A 19,483-nucleotide genomic window follows, 5' to 3' on the forward strand; every position below is an offset into this window, starting at 1 on the left:
AGGGGAGAACGACCATGAAACTCGGTGTCTTTCACTTCAACACCGAATATTCCATCCGTGCCGACGAACTCGCGATTGCCGCCGAAGAGCGTGGCTTCGAATCGCTGTGGTTTCCCGAGCACACGCATATTCCGGCCAGCCGTCTCACGCAGTGGCCGGGCCGGCAGCCGCTGCCGCGCGAATACGTGCACATGTCCGATCCGTTCGTCAGCGCGGCGGCGGCGGCGGTGGTGACCAAGACCATCAAGCTCGGCACCGGCATCTGTCTCATCATCGAACACGATCCGCTGGCGCTGGCCAAGACCGTCGCCACCGTCGACCAGATCTCCAACGGCCGCTTCCTGTTCGGCGTCGGCGCCGGCTGGAACCGCGAGGAAATGGAGAACCACGGCACGCCCTACGACAAGCGCTGGAAAGTGCTGGAAGAGCGCGTCAAGGCCATGAAGGAGCTGTGGACCAAGGAAGAGGCGAGCTACCACGGTGACTGGGTCAACTTCGACAAGGTGTGGTCCTATCCCAAGCCGGTACAGCGTCCGCATCCGCCGGTGATCCTCGGCACCTTCGGCTCGGCCTGGGGGCGCAAGCGCGTGGCCGAATTCGGCGACGGCTGGATACCCATCGATCTCTTCCATGGCGACCTCAAGTCCGATATCGACGATCTGCACAAGCGCCTGCGCGACAACGGCCGCGACCCGTCGGAAGTGCCGATCTCGATGTTCGACATCTTCGAGACCAAGGAAGACGATTTGAAGCGTTTCGCCGACCTCGGCCTCATCGAGCGCGCCATCCCGCGCTGCCCGACCGAGGACCGCGATACTGTGCTACGCTGGCTCGACCGCTACGCCGAGATTGGCCGCCGCATCGGCGCCATGTGACGGCGGTCGCGTGTCAATCCGAACAACACCAACACCGCTCGTCGTGCCCGGCGTGGTCGCCACGTCGGCCCCATCGCCGCGCGTCCTGTGACAGACAACCAAGGGGAAAGTCCATGACCAAGCTTTACGGATTCGCCGTCAGCAATTACTACAACATGGCCAAGTTCGCGCTGCTGGAGAAGGGCGCGAAGTTCGAGGAAGTGGCGGCCATGCCCAGCCAGGAAAGCGACTACAAGGCCAAGAGCCCGATGGGCAAGGTGCCGTGCCTGGAAACCGACAAGGGTTTCATGTCGGAAACCAACGTCATTCTCGAATACATCGAAGCGAGCATGGGCGGCACGGCGCTGTTGCCGTCCGACGCTTTCGCGGCTGCCAAGGTGCGCGAAGTGATGAAGGTCGTCGAGCTTTACATCGAACTGCCGGCGCGCCGTCATTACGGTGAACTGTTCTTCGGCGGCCCGCGCAACCAGGCGGCGTTCGACGAGGCCAAGCCGGTGATGGAGAACGGCGTCGCGGCCTTGAAGGCGCTGTGCTCGTTCAAGCCGTTCCTGTGCGGCAATTTCAGCCTGGCCGATATCATGGCCGCGCATACCTTCATCTACGCGCAGCCGGTGGCGCAGGCCATCTACGGCTGGGACCTGGTCGCCGCCGTGCCGGGCCTCGGCGCCGCGCTGGAAGCGACCAATGCGCGCGCCGCCGGCGCCAAGGTGATGGCCGATCAGCAGGCCGCCCTGAAGGCCTTCCAGGAACAGGCCAAGGGCTGAGCCAATCCTGTAGGTGCGAATTCATTCGCACCTGCAGAACATTCCACCGCACACAGGAGGTCAGCATGACATCCACCCTCACGCTTCCCGTCGATTGCATACGCGATCGACTGAACGCCGATCCGGAATTCAAACTGGCGGCGCGCTTCTGGTATTGCGATCTGCGTTTCAAGGTCGGCGAAGAGCTGTATTTCATGCGGGTCGAGAACGGCCGTGTCGCGAGCTTCAACCACGGCACCCATGGCTTCGACCCCTACACCATCAACATCGGCGGGCCGGTGGAAGTGTGGGAGCAGATGCTGGTCGACAAGCCCAAACCGTTCTTCCACGACTGGTTCGCGGCTTCGTTCCACCATCCCTTCGAATTCGGCGGCGACCTGGAATCGGCCTACGCCTACTACTACGCGCTGCGTCGCATCCACGCCATCATGGGCGTGTGCGTGCGCGAACAGCGCAAGGCCGCGTGAGAGGTACTCCCATGGCACGTTATTCCCCCATCACCGGGCGCTACATCTATCTCGACCTCGACGGCGCTGAGTATCGCGTCTACCTCGAGGAGGCCGGGCAGGGCATTCCGCTGGTCTGCCAGCACACCGCCGGCTCGGACGGTCGCCAGTTCCGCCACCTGCTGGAAGATCCGGAGATCACCTCGCGCTTTCGCGTCATCGCCGCCGATCTGCCCTACCACGGCAAGTCGCTGCCGCCGCAGAGCGTGCGCTACTGGGAGCAGGAATATCGCCTGACCCAGGAATTCTTCATCAATTACTGGGTGACGCTCACACGCGAACTCGGACTCGAGCGGCCGGTGTACATGGGCTGCTCGATGGGTGGCCACCTGGCCGCCGATCTCGCGCTCTATCGCCCTGACGACTTCCGTGCCTGCATCGGTCTCGAGGCCTCGATGTGGAGCGGCAACATGGATCGTCTCATCAACCAGTGGTGGCACCATCCGCGCCTCTCGAACGAGTCGAAGCCGGCGGCCATGATGAGCCTGTGTTCGCCCCATGCGCCGGAAGCGAACGTGCGCGAGACCATCTGGATGTACAGCCAGGGCGCACCGGCGGTGTTCGCCGGCGATCTGAACTACTACGGCATCGAGCACGACCTGCGCGACAAGGCCGGTCAGATCGACACCACCAAGTGCATGCTCTACGTGCTGAGCGGTGACTATGACTGGTCCGCCTACCCGGCGGCGTCCAAGGCCCTGGCCGATGCCGTGCCGGGCGCAACCTATACCTTGATGGAAGGCATGGGGCATTTCCCGATGGCGGAAGATCCGAAGCAGTTCAAGAAATACCTGCTGCCGGTGTTGGCCGACATCGAAAAGCGCAGCGCGCGCTGAGCGCGACGCCGTGATGGAGCGGGCGCTGCGCGCTCCATCACGATGTCTGCCCGCTCAGGGCGAGGCGGGCGCGTCCTTTACCTGGCTCGCGTACCTGGCGAGAATTTCGCCGACCTTCTGCATCATTTCCGCGCGCATCTGCAGTTCGAGCTTGTCGTTGCCCGGCGGCAGGCTGGGCAGCGCCAGCATGTGCGGCATGTGACCGTCGCCCATCATCGGGCCGCGGTGCATGCAGCGACGGCCCTTGCCTTCGTGCTCACCGTTCTTGCCCATCATCATGTCGTGCATGGCGCCCATGTCGTGTTTGGCGGCCGGCGCCGCGGCGGCGGGCTCCGCGGCCGTGCAGGCAAGATGGCCGCCCAGCAGGGCCGCGCCCGTGGCAAGAAGCAGTTTCGCGTGTCGCATGATGGGATCTCCTATGGGGCTCTGCGCCGAAGCATGGGCGAAATTGCACGGCAAGGCCAGCGGCTCGCGCAACGATTCACAGCGACAATCGATGCCCGCCGTCGCCTGCCCGGGGTTAGAATTGCCGGCGCTATCGCCGATTCGCCACAACAACAACGACGCCTTCGCCAAGCATGAATTTCGCCAGGTATTGGAGCAGCATCGAGGTCCGCGTGCCGGCGCGTTTCGGCAAGCCCGGCGCGGTACGGGTGTGGGGCGCGTCGAACGACGACGAAGCGACGGCGCTCGAAGCAGCCCGCGTGCGTGCCGCCCGCGCGCTGGCGTTCTTCGCCGGCCAGGCTCGCGACTACGAGTACGATTCGGACATCATTCGCGAAGAGTTGATCGAGGAATTCCACGACGAGGCGGGCGAGCGCCTCGCCGTCATCACGCGCAATCGCTACGGCGCGCTGGTGCTCAACACCGAGCGTGTGCTGTTCGGCGATATCGACGTGCCGAGCGAGAGCTTCGTGCAGCGCCTGTGCAACCGTTTCGGCCGCCGCGCGCGCGACAAGCATTACTTCCTGGAGGCGATGCGCGCCTTTCATGCCGCCCATCCGGAGTTCGTGCTCGAGGTCTATGAAACACGCGCCGGCTTGCGCTTCATGGTCGTCAACCGCGAGATCCGCCCCGGACGACAGCGAGGTGGAGCTGTTGTTCAGGGAACTGCCGGTCGACCGTCTCTACACCCGGCTGTGCCGCAGCCAGGTGTGCTTTCGTGCACGGCTGACGCCCAAGCCGTGGCGCATCGGCCTGGCCCGGCCCACCGCGCGTTTCCCTTTTTCGTCGCCGCTCAAGCAGCGCAGTTTCAATTTCTGGCTGGCGCAGTACGTGGCAAAATCCCGCAATACCTGTGCGGCGCGGCGCCTGGAGCGCATAGGCGAGGGAGCCGTGCCGGCCGCGGTGCAGGCGGTGGTGGACATCCACGACCGCTACGCCTGCGACGACGATTCGAGCCTGGCGTGACATCATGAACGCGGGTCGTGCGCTTGCCGGCCCGTAACGACGAATCAGGGGGAGCTTGCAGTGTATCCAGACAAATATGCGCTGACGCGTGCCGACGAGCCGTGTTACATCATGGCCGGCAGCGGCGAGACCGTGAGCTATCGCGAGTTCGAGGCGCGATGCAATCGCCTCGCCCACCTGCTGCGCGCCACCGGCTTGCAGCGTCTCGATCACTACGCGATGCTGATGGAGAACCATCCGCGCTTTCTCGAGTGCTGCGGCGCCGGCGCGCGTGCCGGGCTCTATTACACCTGCATCAACTCCTACCTCACGGCCGAGGAGGTGGCGTTCATCGTCAACGACAGCCACTCGCAGGTGCTGATCACGACCGGTGCGCGACGCGAGGTTGCCATCGCCGCCGCCAGGCTGTGCCCGCGTCTCAAGCTGTGCCTCATCATCGACGGCACGGGCGACGATGCGCCCTTCGTCGACTATGCCAGCGCGGTGGCGGCCATGCCGTCCACGCCCATCGCCGACGAGCGCCTGGGCACCGCCATGCTGTACTCCTCCGGCACCACCGGCCGCCCCAAGGGCATCCTGCGGCCCTTGCCCGATACGCCGCCGAGCGAGCCCCTGCCGCTCTACCATTTCCTGCTCAAGCTGTGGCAGTACCGCGAAGGCATGGTCTACCTGTCGCCGGCACCGCTCTACCACTCGGCGCCCAATACCGCCGTGACCCTGACCATGCGCGTCGGCGGCACCTCCATCGTCATGGAGCGCTTCGACCCCGAGCACTACCTGGCGCTCATCGAGAAATACCGCGTCACCCACACGCAGCTCGTGCCGACCATGTTCAGCCGCATGCTGAAGTTGCCGCGTGAAGTGCGCGAACGTTACGACCTGTCGTCGCTGGAATTCGCGGTGCACGCCGCCGCGCCCTGCCCGGTGCAGGTCAAGCACGAAATGATCGACTGGTGGGGACCGATCATCCACGAGTACTACGGCGCCACCGAGGGCCTGGGCTTCACCGCCTGTAACAGCGAAGAATGGCTGGCCCATCCCGGCACCGTCGGGCGCGTGATGCTGGGCGAGTTGCACGTGCTGGACGAGGACATGCGCGAATGCCCGACCGGCACCGCCGGCACGCTGTGGTTCAAGACCGCCACGCCGTTCGAATACTTCAATGACCCGGAACGCACCCGCGAGGCGCGCTCGCCGGACGGCAGCATGAGCACCGTCAACGACGTCGGCTACGTGGACGGCGACGGCTACCTGCACCTCACCGACCGCAAGACCTTCATGATCATCTCGGGTGGCGTGAACATCTATCCGCAGGAATGCGAAAACCTGCTCATCACCCATCCGAAAGTCCTCGACGCGGCGGTGTTCGGCGTGCCCAACGAAGATCTCGGCGAGGAGGTCAAGGCGGTCATTCAACCGCTCGCCGGCGTCGAGCCGGGACCGGCCTTGGCCGAGGAGTTGATAGCGTTCTGTCGCGCGCACCTGTCCCACCAGAAATGCCCGCGCACGGTCGACTTCATCGAGGAGATGCCGCGACTGCCCACCGGCAAGCTCTACAAGCGTCTGCTGCGCGACAAGTACTGGGGCGACAAACAGAGCCGCATCGTGTGAAGCGCGACCGTTCGCCGCGCTTGCGCTTGACGGTCGAGGCGCGAATGACGACGCTGTGACGCATGCTCAAGATTGATGAAATCCGCCTGGCCCTGTCGCGCCTCAACCACGACTGGGAGGTCTATGACGCGCATCCCAGCCAGGCCGCGGTCGCCATGATCCTCAACGAGGGTACGCGCGGCCTGGAGGTGTGTTTCATCCGCCGCGCCGAGCGCGTCGGCGATCCGTGGTCCGGGCAGGTCGCGTTTCCCGGCGGGCGCGCCAGCGCCGCCGATGCGGATGCCTTCGCGGTGGCCGAACGCGAGACCTGGGAGGAGATCGGCATGACGCTCAAGGCCGAGCACCGGGTCGGCGCCCTGCCGATGCGCAACGTCGAGCGCAACGTCAAACGCTCGGGCCTGACGCTGTGGCCGTTCGTCTACTACGTCGGCGCCGAGGAACGTGCCAGCGCCACGGCGCGTCTGCCGCTGGAAGTGGCGAGCGTGTTCTGGGTGCCGATAGGCCACCTGTTCGACCACCAGCACGTCACCGAGCTCGAATACCCGATGGGCGTGACCGCCTCGACCTTTCCCGGCATCCAGTTCGGGGAACACGTGATCTGGGGCTTGACGCTGCGGGTGCTGGCGAGTTTCGCCGAGGTCATGCAGCGGCAACTGCCGGCGCTGGCCTGACACCACCATCAAAGTTTCCCGACCGGGACGCGAGGACCGAAGCGATGAAATTCAATACCGTGCTGCTGCCCACCGACTTTTCGACCCATGCCGACGCGGGCTGCGCGGCCGGCATCGCGATGGCGCAACGTGATGGCGCCAAGGTCATCGCCCTGCACGTGCTGCCGCTCTCGGACCTGGTGATGGGCGAGTACCCGATCACCATGGTCGATCAACTGCAGGCCGAACTCATGGGCGACGCTGAACAGCGCATGCAGCGTTGGAAGGACCAGCAGGCCATGGCGGTTGAAACCCTGGTGGTATGGGGCAATCCGGCCCTCGACATCTGCCGTATCGCCGAAGAGCGCAAGGCGGATCTCATCGTCACCTCGACCCATGGCCGCACCGGCCTGGCTCACCTCGTGATGGGCAGCGTCGCCGAACGCGTGGTGCGTCATGCGCCGTGCTCGGTGCTGGTGGTGCGCGCCCGCCACGCCTGACATGCCGGGCGGAGGTGCGCGGCGCACGGGCGCGCACCCGGCGCCCGCCACGCAAACCGCGACTCAGCCCGGCTTCTTGAGCCCCAAACGCTCGTAGTACTTGGCCGGGATCTTGTCCGGGTCCTTGTAGATCAGCATCGAGCAGTAATCGCGGCCGAGCCTGGCGGCCGGTTCCACCACCACGAACGGCTTGCCGTTCGCTTCGATGTCGACTTTCTCCATCGAGTATTCGTGGGCGCAGTACACCGGGTAGTCGGGCCGGCCGTAGGTGAGCGGCTGGGGCTTGGCAATCTTGTGGAAGGCGTCCGGCCCTTCGTACTTGCCTTCCTGCACCAGGCGACCGCCGCTGCCACACGGTTTCATCTTGATCTCGACCTTCTCGTCGTCTTCGCTGATCTCGAGCGGCTGCAGATGTCCCTGCAGGCCGGCCGCGAACATCTTGATGCGGCCGCGCAGCTGGTCGTCGCCCTTGGGCATGCCGTTCAGCGCCGGCATCCACCACGCGCGCACGCCTTCGTTCATGATCTGCTCGAGTTCCTCGTCGCCGTGGCGGCGCGCGACCTCCGACAGGGTGGCGGTCACCCAGTTGCGATAGAGGTCGTGCATGGCGAGGAATTCGTTGTACATGCGCCGGGCTATTTTCTTGGCCTTGTCGGCGTCGCCGGCGTCGATGGCGTCGGTGAGGCGCTCGAGCGTGAGCTTTTCCATCTCGCGCAGTTCGGCGTCCGTGAAGAATTTTTCAGCCATGCTGGTGCTCCCCTTGCTCGTTGATGTTGCGCGGTCCGCGCTCAGACCGGCACTTCGCCTTCCAGGGTCACGCGGTGCATCTCGCGCCGGTAGCCGTGGTAGTCATTCAGCGCGTTGTGCTGGGCGCAGCGGTTGTCCCAGAATGCCACCATGCCGCGCTTCCAATGCAGACGGCAGCCGAATTCCTCGCGCTGCTGCACGCTGTAGAGATATTGCAGCAGCGGCCGGCTTTCTTCGACCGTCATGCCTTCGATGTGCATGGTGTGGGCGGCGGCGCAGTACAAGGCGCGGCGTCCCGTTTCGGGATGGGTGCGCACGATGGGATGCGCGGCGGTGGTGACGATGGCGCGCGCGTCCTTGGGTGATTCGGCCATGCGATGGGTGCGCGTGACCGCGGCATCGGGCTTCTCGGCGCTGTTGACGCCGCGCAGGCCGGTGAGCATTTCGCGCAGGGTCGGTGACAAGGCCTCGTAGGCCATGTACATGTTGTTCCACAGCGTGTCGCCGCCGATCTTCGGCACTTCGACCGCGTACAGCACCGAGCCCATGGGCGGTCGCTCGAGGTAGCTGGTGTCGGTGTGCCACAGGCCGCCGAAGTTGATCTTCTCGTCCTCTTTCTTGACCACCGCCACCACTTCGGGCTGCTCCGGCATGCCGGATACGAAGGGGTAGTAGCCAATCTCGCCGAAGCGCTTGGAGAACGCCACCAGTTGGGCCGGCGTCAGGGTCTGGTCATGGAAGAACACCACCAGGTGTTCGAGGTAGGCGGCGCGGATCTCGGCCACCACCTCGGCTGACAGCTCACGTGAAATGTCGACACCGAAGATATTGGCGCCGATGGCCGGCGTGACGGGTTCGACCGTGATGTGTTTGTAGTTCATGGGGCGATTCTAGGGATGGGGCGATGAATGTGCGAATAAATTCGCACCTACAGAGGTCGCTCTGGTAGGTGCGAATTCATTCGCACTTGGCAAATTCTGTTCCATCAATTGACCTGGCGCCCGCGGCCCGCCCAGAACGGCTTGCGCAACTCGGTCTTAAGCACCTTGCCGGCGCCCGACAGCGGCAGCGGTTCATCCTGGAAACTCACCGAACGCGGGCACTTGTAGTCGGCGATGAGCTTGCGGCAATGGGCCATGAGCGCGGCTGGCTCGGGCGTGGCGCCGGGGCGCGGCACCACGATGGCATGCACGCGTTCGCCCCACTTGTCGTCGGGCACGCCGATCACCGCGCACTGCGCGACATCGGGGTGCTGGTACATGGCGTTCTCGACCTCGGTCGAATAGACGTTCTCGCCACCCGAAATGATCATGTCCTTGAGGCGGTCGCTGATGAAGATGAAACCGTCGTCGTCCATGTAGGCGGCATCGCCGGTGTGCAGCCAGCCGTCGCGCAGCGCTTCGCGGGTGGCGTCGTCGCGGCCCCAGTAGCCGAGCATGACATTGGGACTGCGCACCACTACCTCACCGACTTCGCCGCGCGGCACTTCCTGGCCCTGCTCGTTGACGATCATGAGTTCGGTGGCAGGCAGGGCACGGCCCGCCGAGCGCAGCCGACCGCCATCGGCGGTGTGATAGCGCGCCACCAGCGCGGTCAAGAGCGGCGCCGATTCGGTCTGCCCGTAGAGCTGGCAGGCCGCCACCCACGGCAGCTTGGCCATGAGGTCGAGCGCCACCGCTTCCGGCATCGGCGACGCGCCGTAGAACATGCGTTGCAGGCGCGACAGGTCGAATGCGGCGAAACCCGGCTGCTCGAGCAGCATCTGGATCATGGTCGGCACCAGGATGATGTCGGTCACCGCGTGTTCCTGCAGCGCGCGTGCGCAGGCCGCCGGTTCGAAGCGCGGGATGAAGACGTGCGTGCCGCCGATGTGGGTGATGGCATACACGTACAGCGCATCGGCGATGTGGAACATCGGCGCGGCGTGCAGGTAGATGGTGTCGTCCACCGCGCCGCACATGGTCACGTACTGCAGGGTGTTCGAAACGTGGTTGCCATGGCTCAGCATCACGCCCTTGGAGCGGCCGGTGGTGCCGCCGGTGTAGAAGATGCCGGACAGGCTGTCGGCGGTGTTGGGGTATTCGTCGATGCCGGCATGGCCGGCCACGAGCATGTCGTGCACGGCATCGGCGCCCGGCAGTTCGTCGTCGATACAGATGATGGTGAGCGCATGCTCGACCTGCGCGCGCAAGGGTTCGACCAGGTGCCAGAACGCATGGTCGACGAACAGCACGCGGGTGCCGGAGTCGCTCAGCGAAAACGCGATCTCGGGCGCCGACCAGCGGTAATTGATCGGCACGATCACCGCGCCCGCCCACGGCACGGCGAAGAAGATCTCGAGATGCCGATCGGAATTGAGGCCAATCACGCCGACGCGGTCGCCGGCTTTCACGCCCAGGGACTTGAGTCCGCCGGCCAGGCGCGCGACGCGTTCGCCGAGCTCCAGCCAGGTGTGACGACGTTCGCCGTCGACGGTGGCGATGGCGTGGGGGATCTGCTGACGATTGCGCAACAGGGGCTGGGTGACTCGCATGGTAGGTGCTACTTCGAAACGTTTGAAATTCAATTGACGGCGCGGCGCAGTTCGTCGTGCAGACGCGCCATGATGTCGGCGGCCGGCGCGATGTCGTGGATGCCGTCGACCGAGTGACCGGCATACAGCGGCATCGCTTCGAGGTCGCCGTCGAAGGCCTTGAGCGGCGGGATCACGCAATAGCGCTGCAAGGGCATGCGTTGCCCGCTGATCACCAGCTCGCCAACCTCATCACGCTCGCCGGGGCGCGCGCCGCTGGCGGGCTTGCCGGCGCTCTCCCAGCGCTCGTAGGTGGCATTGCGGATGACACGATGATTGGCATTCGGCCAGCCGATGTCGAACAGCGTGGTCATGACGGTGTCGGCGGCGGAGGCGGCGACGATGCGCTGCTTGTAGTCGTGGAAGGCGTCGGCCTCGTCGCTGGCCACGAAGCGTGTCCCGAGCGAGGCCGCCTGGGCGCCGGCCGCGAGCACCTCGGCGATGCCGGCGCCATTGGCGATGCCGCCCGCCGCGATCACCGGCAACGGACCGAGCGCCTTGACGGTGGCGGCCAGCGTTTCGCTGAGCGGCGCGAGTGCCTTGACGTGGCCGCCCGCTTCTACACCCTGCACGATCACGGCGTCGACGCCGGCGTCGGCGGCGGCCACCGCGTCCTCGGGCCCGCCGCACTGCGCGACCACGAACATGTCGCGACGATGGGCATCTTTCACATAGGGCTGCGCATCGCCCCAGAACAGCACCAGCACCGGTACGCGCGCGTTGAAGCAGGCTTCGATGTCGCTGCCGTCGGACATGGGCAGGATGATGTTGGCGCCGAACGGACGCGAGCAGAGGGCGCGGATCTCGTCCAGCCACACGCTGACCAGCGCGCCGGGCGCGCTGCCGGCGCCCAGCACGCCGAGGCCGCCGGCTTCGCACACCGCCGCCACCAATGCCGGTCCGGCCATGCCGCCGCCCATGCCGGCGTTCCAGATGGGCAAGCGAAGATTGAGATGATCGAGCATGGTGCGCATGGCGTGGTCCTGCTTCGCGGCGGACGACGGCGCCACCGGGGTCGGCGCAATCTAGGGCGTCGAGACCGGCTTTGCAACGCTTGCGGCGGCGCCGCCGGCCACGCCGCGCGGACACCATTCGTCACCCTTGCGCCGTGGGAAATGGCGGATAATGCGATTTTCAACCACGATCGCCCGCGTGACCGACACCCGCCCTCCATCCGAGCCAGCGACGCTCAGCTGTCTCCCCCGCCGCTGGCCGCATTGCTCGACAGCCACGCGCCACTGGTCCTGTTGCTGGATGGTGCAGGTTGCCTGCTCGCCAGCGACGCGCCGCAGGGCGCATTGCTTGGCGCAGCGCTGCCGCGCCTGTGGCCGGCCGCCGATGCGCAATGCCTCGAGGGCTGGTTGCAGGCGGCGCTCGCGAGCGGCGAGCCGCGCGATTTCGTGTGTCTGCGCCCGCATATCCGCGGCGACCAGCAGTATCGCGCCCGGCTGCGCGTATTGAACGCCGTCGGCGGCTCACGGCAGGTGCTGCTCACGCTGCGGGGCGCCGAAGCCCGGCATCCGCTGGCGGCCGTGGCGCACGGCGAAATGCGCCCCGATCCGACCATGCCGTTGTCCTTCATCAACCCGTCGGCCATGGGCGACGGCCGTCAAACCGCCGAGCGGCTGCATTTCGCCGAGAGCGCGACGCGCTTCGCGACCTGGGAGTTCGATGTCGAGCGTTGCGTGCTGCTGACCGGCCCCAACTACAACGAACTGCATGGCCTGCCAGCCGATACTCGCGAACTGAGCGTGGCCGACATCCTGGCAATGACCCATGCCGACGACCAGGCTGCCATGAAACAGGCCATCGCCGGCCTGCAGCGCGACGCCGGCACCGCTGTCACCCTGAGCCTGGATGCGCGGATCAAGCTGCCCGATGGCGAACTGCGCTGGATGGAAGCGCGTATCGCATTGCTGCCGGGGGAGGCCGGCGCCGCACCGCGCGTGTTCGGCATCTCGCTGGACATCAGCGCGCGCAAGGCCATCGAGGCCAGCCTGCGCGACAGCCGCGCATGGCTGGATCTCGCCATGTCGTCGATCGGCATGGTGCTATGGGATCGCGACTTGCGCAGTGACAGCCTGCGCTCGTCGAGCAACTACGGGCGCTTCTACGGCCTGGACGGCGAGCGCCGCGAGTGGGATTACCGCGAAATGCTGAGCCGCGTGGTGCCGGAAGATCACGCGGTACTGCTCGATGCCATCGAGGCGACGCTCAAGCACGGCCACGAGTACGCGCCGAAATTCCGTATCACCGCCGCCGACGGCAGCGTGCGCTGGCTCGCTTCGCGCGGCCGCGTGCAGCACGACGCCGCCGGCGCACCCGAGCGCCTGGTCGGCGTGACCTGGGACGTGAGCGCGCGCGAGCAGTCCGAACAGCGCCTGCTCGGCATTGCCGAACTCGTGCCGGGCATGGTCTATCAGTTCCGCCGCGCAGCCGATGGCAGCACCAGTCATCCCTATTGCAGCGACGGTGTACGCGAGATCTTCGGCGTCGGTCCCGAGGAGATCCGTCACGAAGCCGGCCTCCTCATGACGATGTTGCACGAGGACGATCGCGCCGCGGTCGAGGCTTCGATAGACGCCTCCGCCGCCGAACTCACGCCGTGGCGCGAGGAATACCGCATCCGCGGCCCCGATGGCCAGGTGCACTGGCTGCTCGGTCACGCCAATCCCTTGCGTGAATCCGATGGCGCGGTGGTGTGGTACGGACACATCATGGACATCACCGCGCGCAAGAGCGCCGAGATGGCCTTGCGCGAAAGCGAGGCGCGCCTGACGCTGGCCTTGTCGGCGGCGCGCATGATGACCTGGTTCTGGGACATCGCGAGCGACGCCATCACCACCAGTTCGCGCGAATTCGCGCCGGCCCTCGGCCTGGTGGACGGGCCGCTGACCATGGCGCAGGCGCTGGCCGCCGTCCACCCGGACGACGCGGAGCCGGTGCGCGCCCGCATCGCGGCCTTGATCGCGCGGCCGCCCGACGATGTCGTGATTCTCGAGAACCGCTTCGTGTTCCAGAGCGGCAACACGCGCTGGATTGAAACCCGCGCGCGCAGCCACTTCGACACCTCGACGCGCCTGCTCGGTTTCCTGTGCGTGTCCATCGACGTCACCGCGCGCAAGGAGGCCGAGGCGGAACGCGAACGCATGCAGCGCAACCTGCAGCAGGCGCAGAAGATGGAAGCCATCGGCCTGTTGACCGGCGGCATCGCCCACGACTTCAACAACATCCTGGCCAGCATCCTCGGCTACTCGGGCCTGGCCCTGCAGCGTTTCGCGACGGTGATGCCGGACAAGCTGGTCGACTACGTGCGCGAAGTGCAGCAGGCCGGTGAGCGCGGCCATGAACTGGTCAGCCAGATGCTGGCCTTCAGCCGCGGCGAAGGCACCGAGCTGCAGGCGGCGGCCTTGCCGCCGCTGGTCGAGCAGGCCTTGAAGATGGTGCAGCCGACCTTGCCCAGCAGCCTGTCCTTCAGCGTCGACTACGAGGATGCACTGCCGACGGTGATGACCAATGCCGTGCAGCTGCAGCAGATCATCGTCAACCTGTGCATCAACGCGCGCGACGCGCTGCTCGGCAGCGGCAGTATCGAGATCCGGCTCACCCGTGCCACGCGCTGCAATGCGCACTGCGCGTCGTGTCACAACGGCTTCAGCGGCGAATACCTGGTGCTGTCGGTGGCCGACGACGGCCCGGGCATCGACGCGGCGTTGCGCGAGCGCATCTTCGAGCCGTTCTTCTCCACCAAGTCCGGCAGCGGCGGCAGTGGCATGGGACTGGCCATGGTACATGGCATCGTGCACGGCCAGGGCGGACACATCACGCTCGACAGTACGCCGGGCGCCGGCGCGCGTTTCGACATCCACTTTCCGCTGACGCCGGCGGTGGCCGGCGCCGTGGCAATGCCGGCCACGCCGCGCGACGCCGAGCAGGGCACGCGCCGCGCGCGCGTGCTGGTGGTGGACGACGAGCGCGCAGTCGGCAGCTTCATCGGCGAACTGTTGGAGATGAGCGACTATTCGGTGGTGGTCGAGAGCGATGCCATGCGCGCGCTGGAATTGTTCCGCGCGACGCCGCACCAATTCGATCTCATCATCACCGATCAGACCATGCCGCGCCTGACCGGCGCGCAGTTGGCGACCGCCGCGTTCGCCCTGCGTCCAGGCCTGCCGGTCATCCTGATCTCGGGCTACAGCGCGGTGATGGACGCCGAGCAGGCGGCGCGTCTCGGCCTGTACGCGTTCCTGCACAAGCCGATCCGCGCCAACGAACTGCTGGCGGTGGTCTACGAGGCGCTGGCCTCGGCGTCGCCCGACGACGAAGCCGCGCAGTAAGCCAGGAATTCCGGTTCCGACGACGGACGCAGGAACAAGTAGCCCTGGTAGCGGTTGCAGCGCAGGCCCTTCAGGAATTCGAGCTGGGCGGCGGTCTCGACGCCTTCCGCGACCGTTTGCAGCCCCAGGTGCTGACCCATCGCGACGATGGTCTGGCAGATGATTTCGTCGTTGCGGTCGCTGCCGATGTCGGCGATGAAGGAGCGGTCGATCTTCAACTGGTCTATCGGCAGGCGTTTCAGGTAGGACAGCGACGAATAGCCGACGCCGAAGTCATCCAGCGCGAACATCACGCCCAGGCGGCGCAGACGGGTCATGATGGCGATGGTGGCGTCGACGTCCTCGATGACGGTGCTCTCGGTGATCTCGAACACGATGCGTTGCGCCGGGATCCGGTAGGCCGCCAGCAGCTGCTCGACGTCCTCGAGGAAGGTCTCGGCGCGGAATTGGCGCGAGCTGACGTTGATCGCGAGTTCGCCGATGTCGGCGCGGCCGTCGTCCAGCCAGCGCCGGTAGGTGGCGAACGAGGCTTCCAACACCCAGCGCCCGATGTCGATGATGAGGCCGCGTTCCTCGGCGATGGGAATGAAATCGGCCGGTGAGATCACGCCGCGCGTCGGATGCTGCCAGCGCAGCAGCACTTCGGCGCCGCTCACGCGTCCGTTGCCGTCGATTTGCGGCTGGAACACCAGCGCCAGCTGCGAACGGCGCACCGCGGTGCGCAGATCGCTTTCCAGCAGCAGCCGCTCCTGCGCGTTCTGTTCCATCTCGGGGTGGAAGAAGCGCGTCACGTTGCGGCCGGCGGCCTTGCCGCTGTACATCGCGGTGTCCGCCTCCTTCAACACGTCCTCGACGCCCTTGCCGGGCTCCGGGAACAGCGTGATGCCGATGGTGGGCGTGATGTGGAACTGGTGATGATCGAACTGGTAGGGCTGGCCCAGGGTTTCGTGGATCTTGTCGGCCACCAGCCGCGCCTGGCGCGCGGCGTGCTCCATGTCGGCGGCGAGATCCGGCAGCAACACCACGAACTCGTCGCCGCCGAGGCGCGCCACCATGTCGTCCTGGCGCGTGACGTTCTGCAGGCGGTTGGCCACCGCCTGCAGCAGCGCGTCGCCCACCGAGTGGCCGAGCGTGTCGTTGATGCGCTTGAACTGGTCCATGTCGATGAACAGCAGCGCGCCGCAGATGCCGCGCCGCGTGGCGGTGGCGAGGCCGGCCTCGAGCCGCTCGCCGAAATAGCGACGGTTGGGCAGGTTGGTCAAGGGATCGTAGAGCGACAGCCGCTGCGCGTGTTCCTCGGCGCGCTTGCGCACCGAGATGTCATGGATGGCGCCCAGCACGCCGATGATGGTGCCGGCGCTGTCGCGGATCGGCACCTTGATCAGATCCACCCAGCGCGTGTCGCCAAACGGCGTGACGAGCGCGGTTTCCTGCGCGACGGTTTCTATCACGCCGTCGAGCAGGGGCTGATCCTGTTCGACGAAGTGCGCCGCCTGCGGCGCCCACCAAAGATCCTTGTCGGTCTTGCCCAGCAGTTCGTCCGGGGTCGCGACGCCGGCCAGTTCGGCGAACTGGCGATTGCAGCCCAGGTAACGGAACGAACGGTCCTGCCAGAAGATCGCCTGCGGCACGGTGTCGACGATGAGCTCGAGAAACTTCTGTGAGCGCTCCAGCGCCGCCTGCGAATCCTTGAGCGCGGAGATGTCGGTGAAGGTGCCGAGCATGCGCTGCACGCGGCCGGGCGCATCCCAACTGGTTGCGCGTCCACGCACCAGCGTCCATTGGTAGTTGAGATCGGTACCCAGCAGCCGCACTTCGCAGGCATAGGAGGGCGATTCGCCGCGCAGGTAGTCGAGCAGGGCGATGCGCATGCGCGCCTGGTCGTCGGGGTGCACGCGCGACACCAGCGTGACGCCGGTGCCGACCGGCGGTGCGCCGCGTTCGTCGACCCCCGCGTAGCGGCTGCCGAAGGTGGTCAGGCGGTCGCTGTCGATATCCCATTCCCACAGGCCCTGGTGCGCGCCTTCCATGGCGGCGTTCAGGCGCTGCTCGCTGGCGCGCAGTTCGGCGTGGGTGCGCTCGCGCTCGAGTTCAGTGACGGCGCGCGCGGCGAAGATGTCGATCACCGGTCGCACGCGTTCGCGATCGATCACGGGCGCGATGAACATCATGGTGAACAGACCGATCACTTCACCATCGCTGGTCGCGAGCGGCTGCCCGTAATAGGCCTCGATGCCGCGTTCGGCCAGCATCAGGTCGTGCGGGTAACGCAGGGCGACGTCGTGACCGACGAAGCAGCCGGCCTCGGCGATGGCGGTCTCGCAGGGCGTGCCCGCGAGGTCGTAGGTCAGGCCTTTGAAGATGTCGTGGTTGGGATAATAGGCCGACACCGTCGCCGTGCCGTCGCCGTTGATGCGCGCCACGAAGGCGTAATCGGCGCCCGCCAGTTCCGCCGCGGCGCGCGTCACCGCGTTCAACAGCCGGGACTGCTTGCCGCTGGTGAGGGCGTTGGCGACCACCTGCAGCTGCTGCTGATGGGCGCGGCGCCGGGTGATGTCATCGTAAATGCCGAGCACGCCTATGATGTCGCCGCCGCTGTCCTGGATCGGCACCTTGTGGGTCTCGACCCAGATCGGCTCGCCGACGGCCGGCGTCAGCTGGCGCTCGACCGTGATGCGGCGCCGCGCGCCCTCGAGGATGCTGACGTCGTCCACGCGCAGCGCCGGCGCAATCTGGTACCAGGGCAGATCGGTATCGAGCTTGCCGACGATGGCGGTATTGGGTTCGACGCCGACATCCTCGGCGAAACGGCGATTGCAGCCGAGGTAACGGCTGTCCCGGTCTTTCCAGAACACGCGCAGCGGCAGTGCGTCGAGCACCGTCTCCAGCAACTGGCGCGAATCGCGCAGGCGCGCTTCGGTGGCCTTGAGCGTGGTGATATCGACATGGGTGCCGATCACGCGCTTGGCGCGGCCGTCGCTGCTGCGTTCGATCACGCGACCGCGCGAGAGGATGGTCAGGTAATGGCCGTCGTGATGACGGAAGCGATGTTCGACCTGGAAGTCGTCCACTTCCCCCTTCAGCATCGGCACCAGTACCGCGCGACCAAGCGCACGGTCGTCGGCATGCAGGATGCGCTGCACGTTGTCCGAGTGGCGCGTGATGGAGCCCTCCGGGTAGCCGAGCATGGCGTACCACTCGCGCGAGAACACGATGCGGTCGGCGTCCGGTTCCCAGTCGAACAGGCCCTGGCGGCCGTTCTCGAGCGCGATCTGCAAGACGCGCTCGTTGGCCTTGATGTTGGTGATCTCGGTATAGGTGCCGATGATGCGTTCGCAACGACCGTGTTGATCGCGCTCCGGCGCGCGGCCACGCACCAGGAAATAGCCGTAGGAGCCATCGCTGCGCCGTACGCGCAGCTCGACCTCGATGGCGTCGGTGCGCCCGCGCAGATGCTGCAGCACCTGTTCATGGACCTGCGGTACGTCGTCGACATGGGCGTATTTCATCAGCGCCGCGCCATCGAGCGGCGAATTGATGGCGTAGCGATCGCGCTGCGGACGCCAGAAGCGATGCTCGACGATGCGATTGGCCGCGATGTTCCACTCCCAGATGCCCTGCTGACTGCTCTCGAGCGCGAATCGCAGCAACTGCTCCTGCTCGCGCAGCGCGGTGATGTCGGTGTAGGTGCCCATCAGGTAACGCGCGCGGCCATCGCTGCCGCGATCGGAAAACTGGCCGCGCACCAGGAAGCGCACGTAACCACCTTCGATCAGCCGCACGCGCTGTTCGACTTCGTAGTGTTCGGTTTCGCCGCGCAGATGGGCGATCAGCGCCTGGCGCACGCGTTCCAGGTCGTCGGGGTGGGTGTTATCGAGCAGCAACTGGCCGGAGCCGACCGCCGCCGCGGCGGTGTGCGCGGTGCGTCCCACCCAATGGCCGGATTCACGCAGCACATCGCTGTCGACCTGCCATTCCCACAGGCCGACCTGGCCGCCGGCCAGTGCGATGCGCAGGCGCTGCTCGGCGCCGTCGAGCGCGTTCTTGAGCGCCGCCACCGGGTCGTAGGCGCGCAGCGTGATGAGGGCGCCCTGCAGACCATCGGCCGCGCCGCTGGCGACCGCCTCGATGCGCGCCGCCACCACCCGCTGGCCGCCATCGCGCACGCGCACGGTGGCGTGATCGGCTTCCATGGCGCGACCCGCGCAGCCGACGCCCGCGGCGCCGGGCGAGGGACCGCCAGCCACGAAGTCCACCACCTCGTGCCACCAGCGACCAACGGCCTCGCCGGCCGCGACGCCCAACAGGGCGCAGGCTGCGGTATTGATGTGTTGCACGCGCTGTCGGCTGTCCACCACCACGAAGGCGTCGGCCGTGGCATTGAAGGCGGCCAACAGCAGCGGATCGGAACCTAGCGACGCTTCCTTGCGTTCCAAGGGAATCGACATGGGTTCAGCTTCGCGGGCGGATGGCGGCGATGAGTGGCGCTGCACAGGGCTTGGTGCAAAGCGGCGGAGACATGCGCAGGGTCCTTTCCAAGTGGTTCACAGGGTGTCGACGGCGAGCCGGCGAACTGTAGGGCGCGCCGCGCGTAGCGGGCCAGGGACGGCACTCGCGGTTGCGCGCACCCTCGCCACAGCTCGTCGACGCTTCCTATAATCGGATTATAAAGCGT

Annotated in this window: 15 protein-coding genes; 9 read left to right on the forward strand and 6 right to left on the reverse strand. The window is 66.4% G+C overall.

Annotation, left to right across the window (positions count from 1 at the left end):
* Positions 1 to 14 precede the first annotated feature (14 nt).
* The 4 genes from IPM80_00785 to IPM80_00800 all read left to right on the forward strand — a co-directional run bounded on the left by IPM80_00785 (position 15) and on the right by IPM80_00800 (position 2,981).
* Positions 15 to 875: an LLM class F420-dependent oxidoreductase gene (locus IPM80_00785; GenBank protein ID MBK8956979.1), complete on the forward strand. Its 861-nt coding sequence runs from the start codon at positions 15 to 17 to the stop codon at positions 873 to 875.
* Positions 876 to 988: 113 nt separating this feature from the next.
* On the forward strand, positions 989 to 1,639 hold the full coding sequence (locus IPM80_00790) for a glutathione S-transferase family protein (GenBank protein ID MBK8956980.1): 651 nt from the start codon (positions 989 to 991) through the stop codon (positions 1,637 to 1,639).
* Positions 1,640 to 1,704: 65 nt separating this feature from the next.
* Positions 1,705 to 2,106 carry a hypothetical protein gene (locus IPM80_00795; GenBank protein MBK8956981.1) on the forward strand — a complete coding sequence of 134 codons (402 nt, stop codon included), beginning with the start codon at positions 1,705 to 1,707 and terminating at the stop codon, positions 2,104 to 2,106.
* Positions 2,107 to 2,117: 11 nt separating this feature from the next.
* Positions 2,118 to 2,981 (forward strand): alpha/beta hydrolase, encoded by an 864-nt coding sequence (locus tag IPM80_00800; GenBank protein ID MBK8956982.1) that lies wholly within the window; start codon positions 2,118 to 2,120, stop codon positions 2,979 to 2,981.
* Between the two features lie 54 nt (positions 2,982 to 3,035).
* Here IPM80_00800 and IPM80_00805 read toward each other — a convergent pair whose 3' ends face one another.
* A complete protein-coding gene (locus IPM80_00805; protein MBK8956983.1) occupies positions 3,036 to 3,386 on the reverse strand; it encodes a hypothetical protein in 351 nt (116 codons plus the stop codon).
* A gap of 299 nt (positions 3,387 to 3,685) precedes the next feature.
* Between IPM80_00805 and IPM80_00810 the strand changes: the two genes are divergently transcribed.
* The 4 genes from IPM80_00810 to IPM80_00825 all read left to right on the forward strand — a co-directional run bounded on the left by IPM80_00810 (position 3,686) and on the right by IPM80_00825 (position 7,152).
* The gene (locus IPM80_00810; protein MBK8956984.1) at positions 3,686 to 4,399 is read left to right on the forward strand and encodes a hypothetical protein; all 714 of its coding nucleotides are present in this window, start codon (positions 3,686 to 3,688) and stop codon (positions 4,397 to 4,399) included.
* Positions 4,400 to 4,451: 52 nt separating this feature from the next.
* Positions 4,452 to 6,002: an AMP-binding protein gene (locus IPM80_00815; GenBank protein ID MBK8956985.1), complete on the forward strand. Its 1,551-nt coding sequence runs from the start codon at positions 4,452 to 4,454 to the stop codon at positions 6,000 to 6,002.
* A gap of 62 nt (positions 6,003 to 6,064) precedes the next feature.
* Positions 6,065 to 6,673, forward strand: a complete 609-nt coding sequence (locus IPM80_00820; GenBank protein MBK8956986.1) for a CoA pyrophosphatase — start codon at positions 6,065 to 6,067, stop codon at positions 6,671 to 6,673.
* A gap of 44 nt (positions 6,674 to 6,717) precedes the next feature.
* The gene (locus tag IPM80_00825; GenBank protein MBK8956987.1) at positions 6,718 to 7,152 is read left to right on the forward strand and encodes a universal stress protein; all 435 of its coding nucleotides are present in this window, start codon (positions 6,718 to 6,720) and stop codon (positions 7,150 to 7,152) included.
* A 63-nt stretch (positions 7,153 to 7,215) separates the two neighbouring features.
* Here the strand turns inward: IPM80_00825 and IPM80_00830 are convergent, their stop codons facing one another.
* From IPM80_00830 to IPM80_00845, 4 genes are all read right to left on the reverse strand, one after another.
* Positions 7,216 to 7,899: a hypothetical protein gene (locus IPM80_00830; protein ID MBK8956988.1), complete on the reverse strand. Its 684-nt coding sequence runs from the start codon at positions 7,897 to 7,899 to the stop codon at positions 7,216 to 7,218.
* Between the two features lie 41 nt (positions 7,900 to 7,940).
* Entirely contained in the window at positions 7,941 to 8,780 is an 840-nt protein-coding gene (locus IPM80_00835; GenBank protein MBK8956989.1) for a TauD/TfdA family dioxygenase, read from the reverse strand.
* Between the two features lie 104 nt (positions 8,781 to 8,884).
* Entirely contained in the window at positions 8,885 to 10,432 is a 1,548-nt protein-coding gene (locus IPM80_00840) for a long-chain fatty acid--CoA ligase (GenBank protein MBK8956990.1), read from the reverse strand.
* A gap of 29 nt (positions 10,433 to 10,461) precedes the next feature.
* Entirely contained in the window at positions 10,462 to 11,445 is a 984-nt protein-coding gene (locus IPM80_00845; protein MBK8956991.1) for a nitronate monooxygenase, read from the reverse strand.
* Between the two features lie 243 nt (positions 11,446 to 11,688).
* Between IPM80_00845 and IPM80_00850 the strand changes: the two genes are divergently transcribed.
* Positions 11,689 to 14,808: a PAS domain-containing protein gene (locus IPM80_00850; protein MBK8956992.1), complete on the forward strand. Its 3,120-nt coding sequence runs from the start codon at positions 11,689 to 11,691 to the stop codon at positions 14,806 to 14,808.
* Here the strand turns inward: IPM80_00850 and IPM80_00855 are convergent.
* On the reverse strand, positions 14,760 to 19,256 hold the full coding sequence (locus IPM80_00855; protein ID MBK8956993.1) for an EAL domain-containing protein: 4,497 nt from the start codon (positions 19,254 to 19,256) through the stop codon (positions 14,760 to 14,762). The genes IPM80_00850 and IPM80_00855 overlap by 49 nt on opposite strands.
* Between the last annotated feature and the right edge of the window lie 227 nt (positions 19,257 to 19,483).

The sequence above is a fragment of the Pseudomonadota bacterium genome (assembly GCA_016719885.1).
Lineage (GTDB): Bacteria > Pseudomonadota > Gammaproteobacteria.

Bases quoted from the DNA above. Each gene is read 5' to 3' on its own strand.
- IPM80_00785 (MBK8956979.1), top strand. From the start codon at position 15: ATGAAACTCGGTGTCTTTCACTTCAACACCGAATATTCCATCCGTGCC.
- IPM80_00790 (MBK8956980.1), top strand. From the start codon at position 989: ATGACCAAGCTTTACGGATTCGCCGTCAGCAATTACTACAACATGGCC.
- IPM80_00795 (MBK8956981.1), top strand. From the start codon at position 1,705: ATGACATCCACCCTCACGCTTCCCGTCGATTGCATACGCGATCGACTG.
- IPM80_00800 (MBK8956982.1), top strand. From the start codon at position 2,118: ATGGCACGTTATTCCCCCATCACCGGGCGCTACATCTATCTCGACCTC.
- IPM80_00805 (MBK8956983.1), bottom strand. From the start codon at position 3,386: ATGCGACACGCGAAACTGCTTCTTGCCACGGGCGCGGCCCTGCTGGGC.
- IPM80_00820 (MBK8956986.1), top strand. From the start codon at position 6,065: ATGCTCAAGATTGATGAAATCCGCCTGGCCCTGTCGCGCCTCAACCAC.
- IPM80_00825 (MBK8956987.1), top strand. From the start codon at position 6,718: ATGAAATTCAATACCGTGCTGCTGCCCACCGACTTTTCGACCCATGCC.
- IPM80_00830 (MBK8956988.1), bottom strand. From the start codon at position 7,899: ATGGCTGAAAAATTCTTCACGGACGCCGAACTGCGCGAGATGGAAAAG.
- IPM80_00835 (MBK8956989.1), bottom strand. From the start codon at position 8,780: ATGAACTACAAACACATCACGGTCGAACCCGTCACGCCGGCCATCGGC.
- IPM80_00840 (MBK8956990.1), bottom strand. From the start codon at position 10,432: ATGCGAGTCACCCAGCCCCTGTTGCGCAATCGTCAGCAGATCCCCCAC.
- IPM80_00845 (MBK8956991.1), bottom strand. From the start codon at position 11,445: ATGCGCACCATGCTCGATCATCTCAATCTTCGCTTGCCCATCTGGAAC.
- IPM80_00855 (MBK8956993.1), bottom strand. From the start codon at position 19,256: ATGTCGATTCCCTTGGAACGCAAGGAAGCGTCGCTAGGTTCCGATCCG.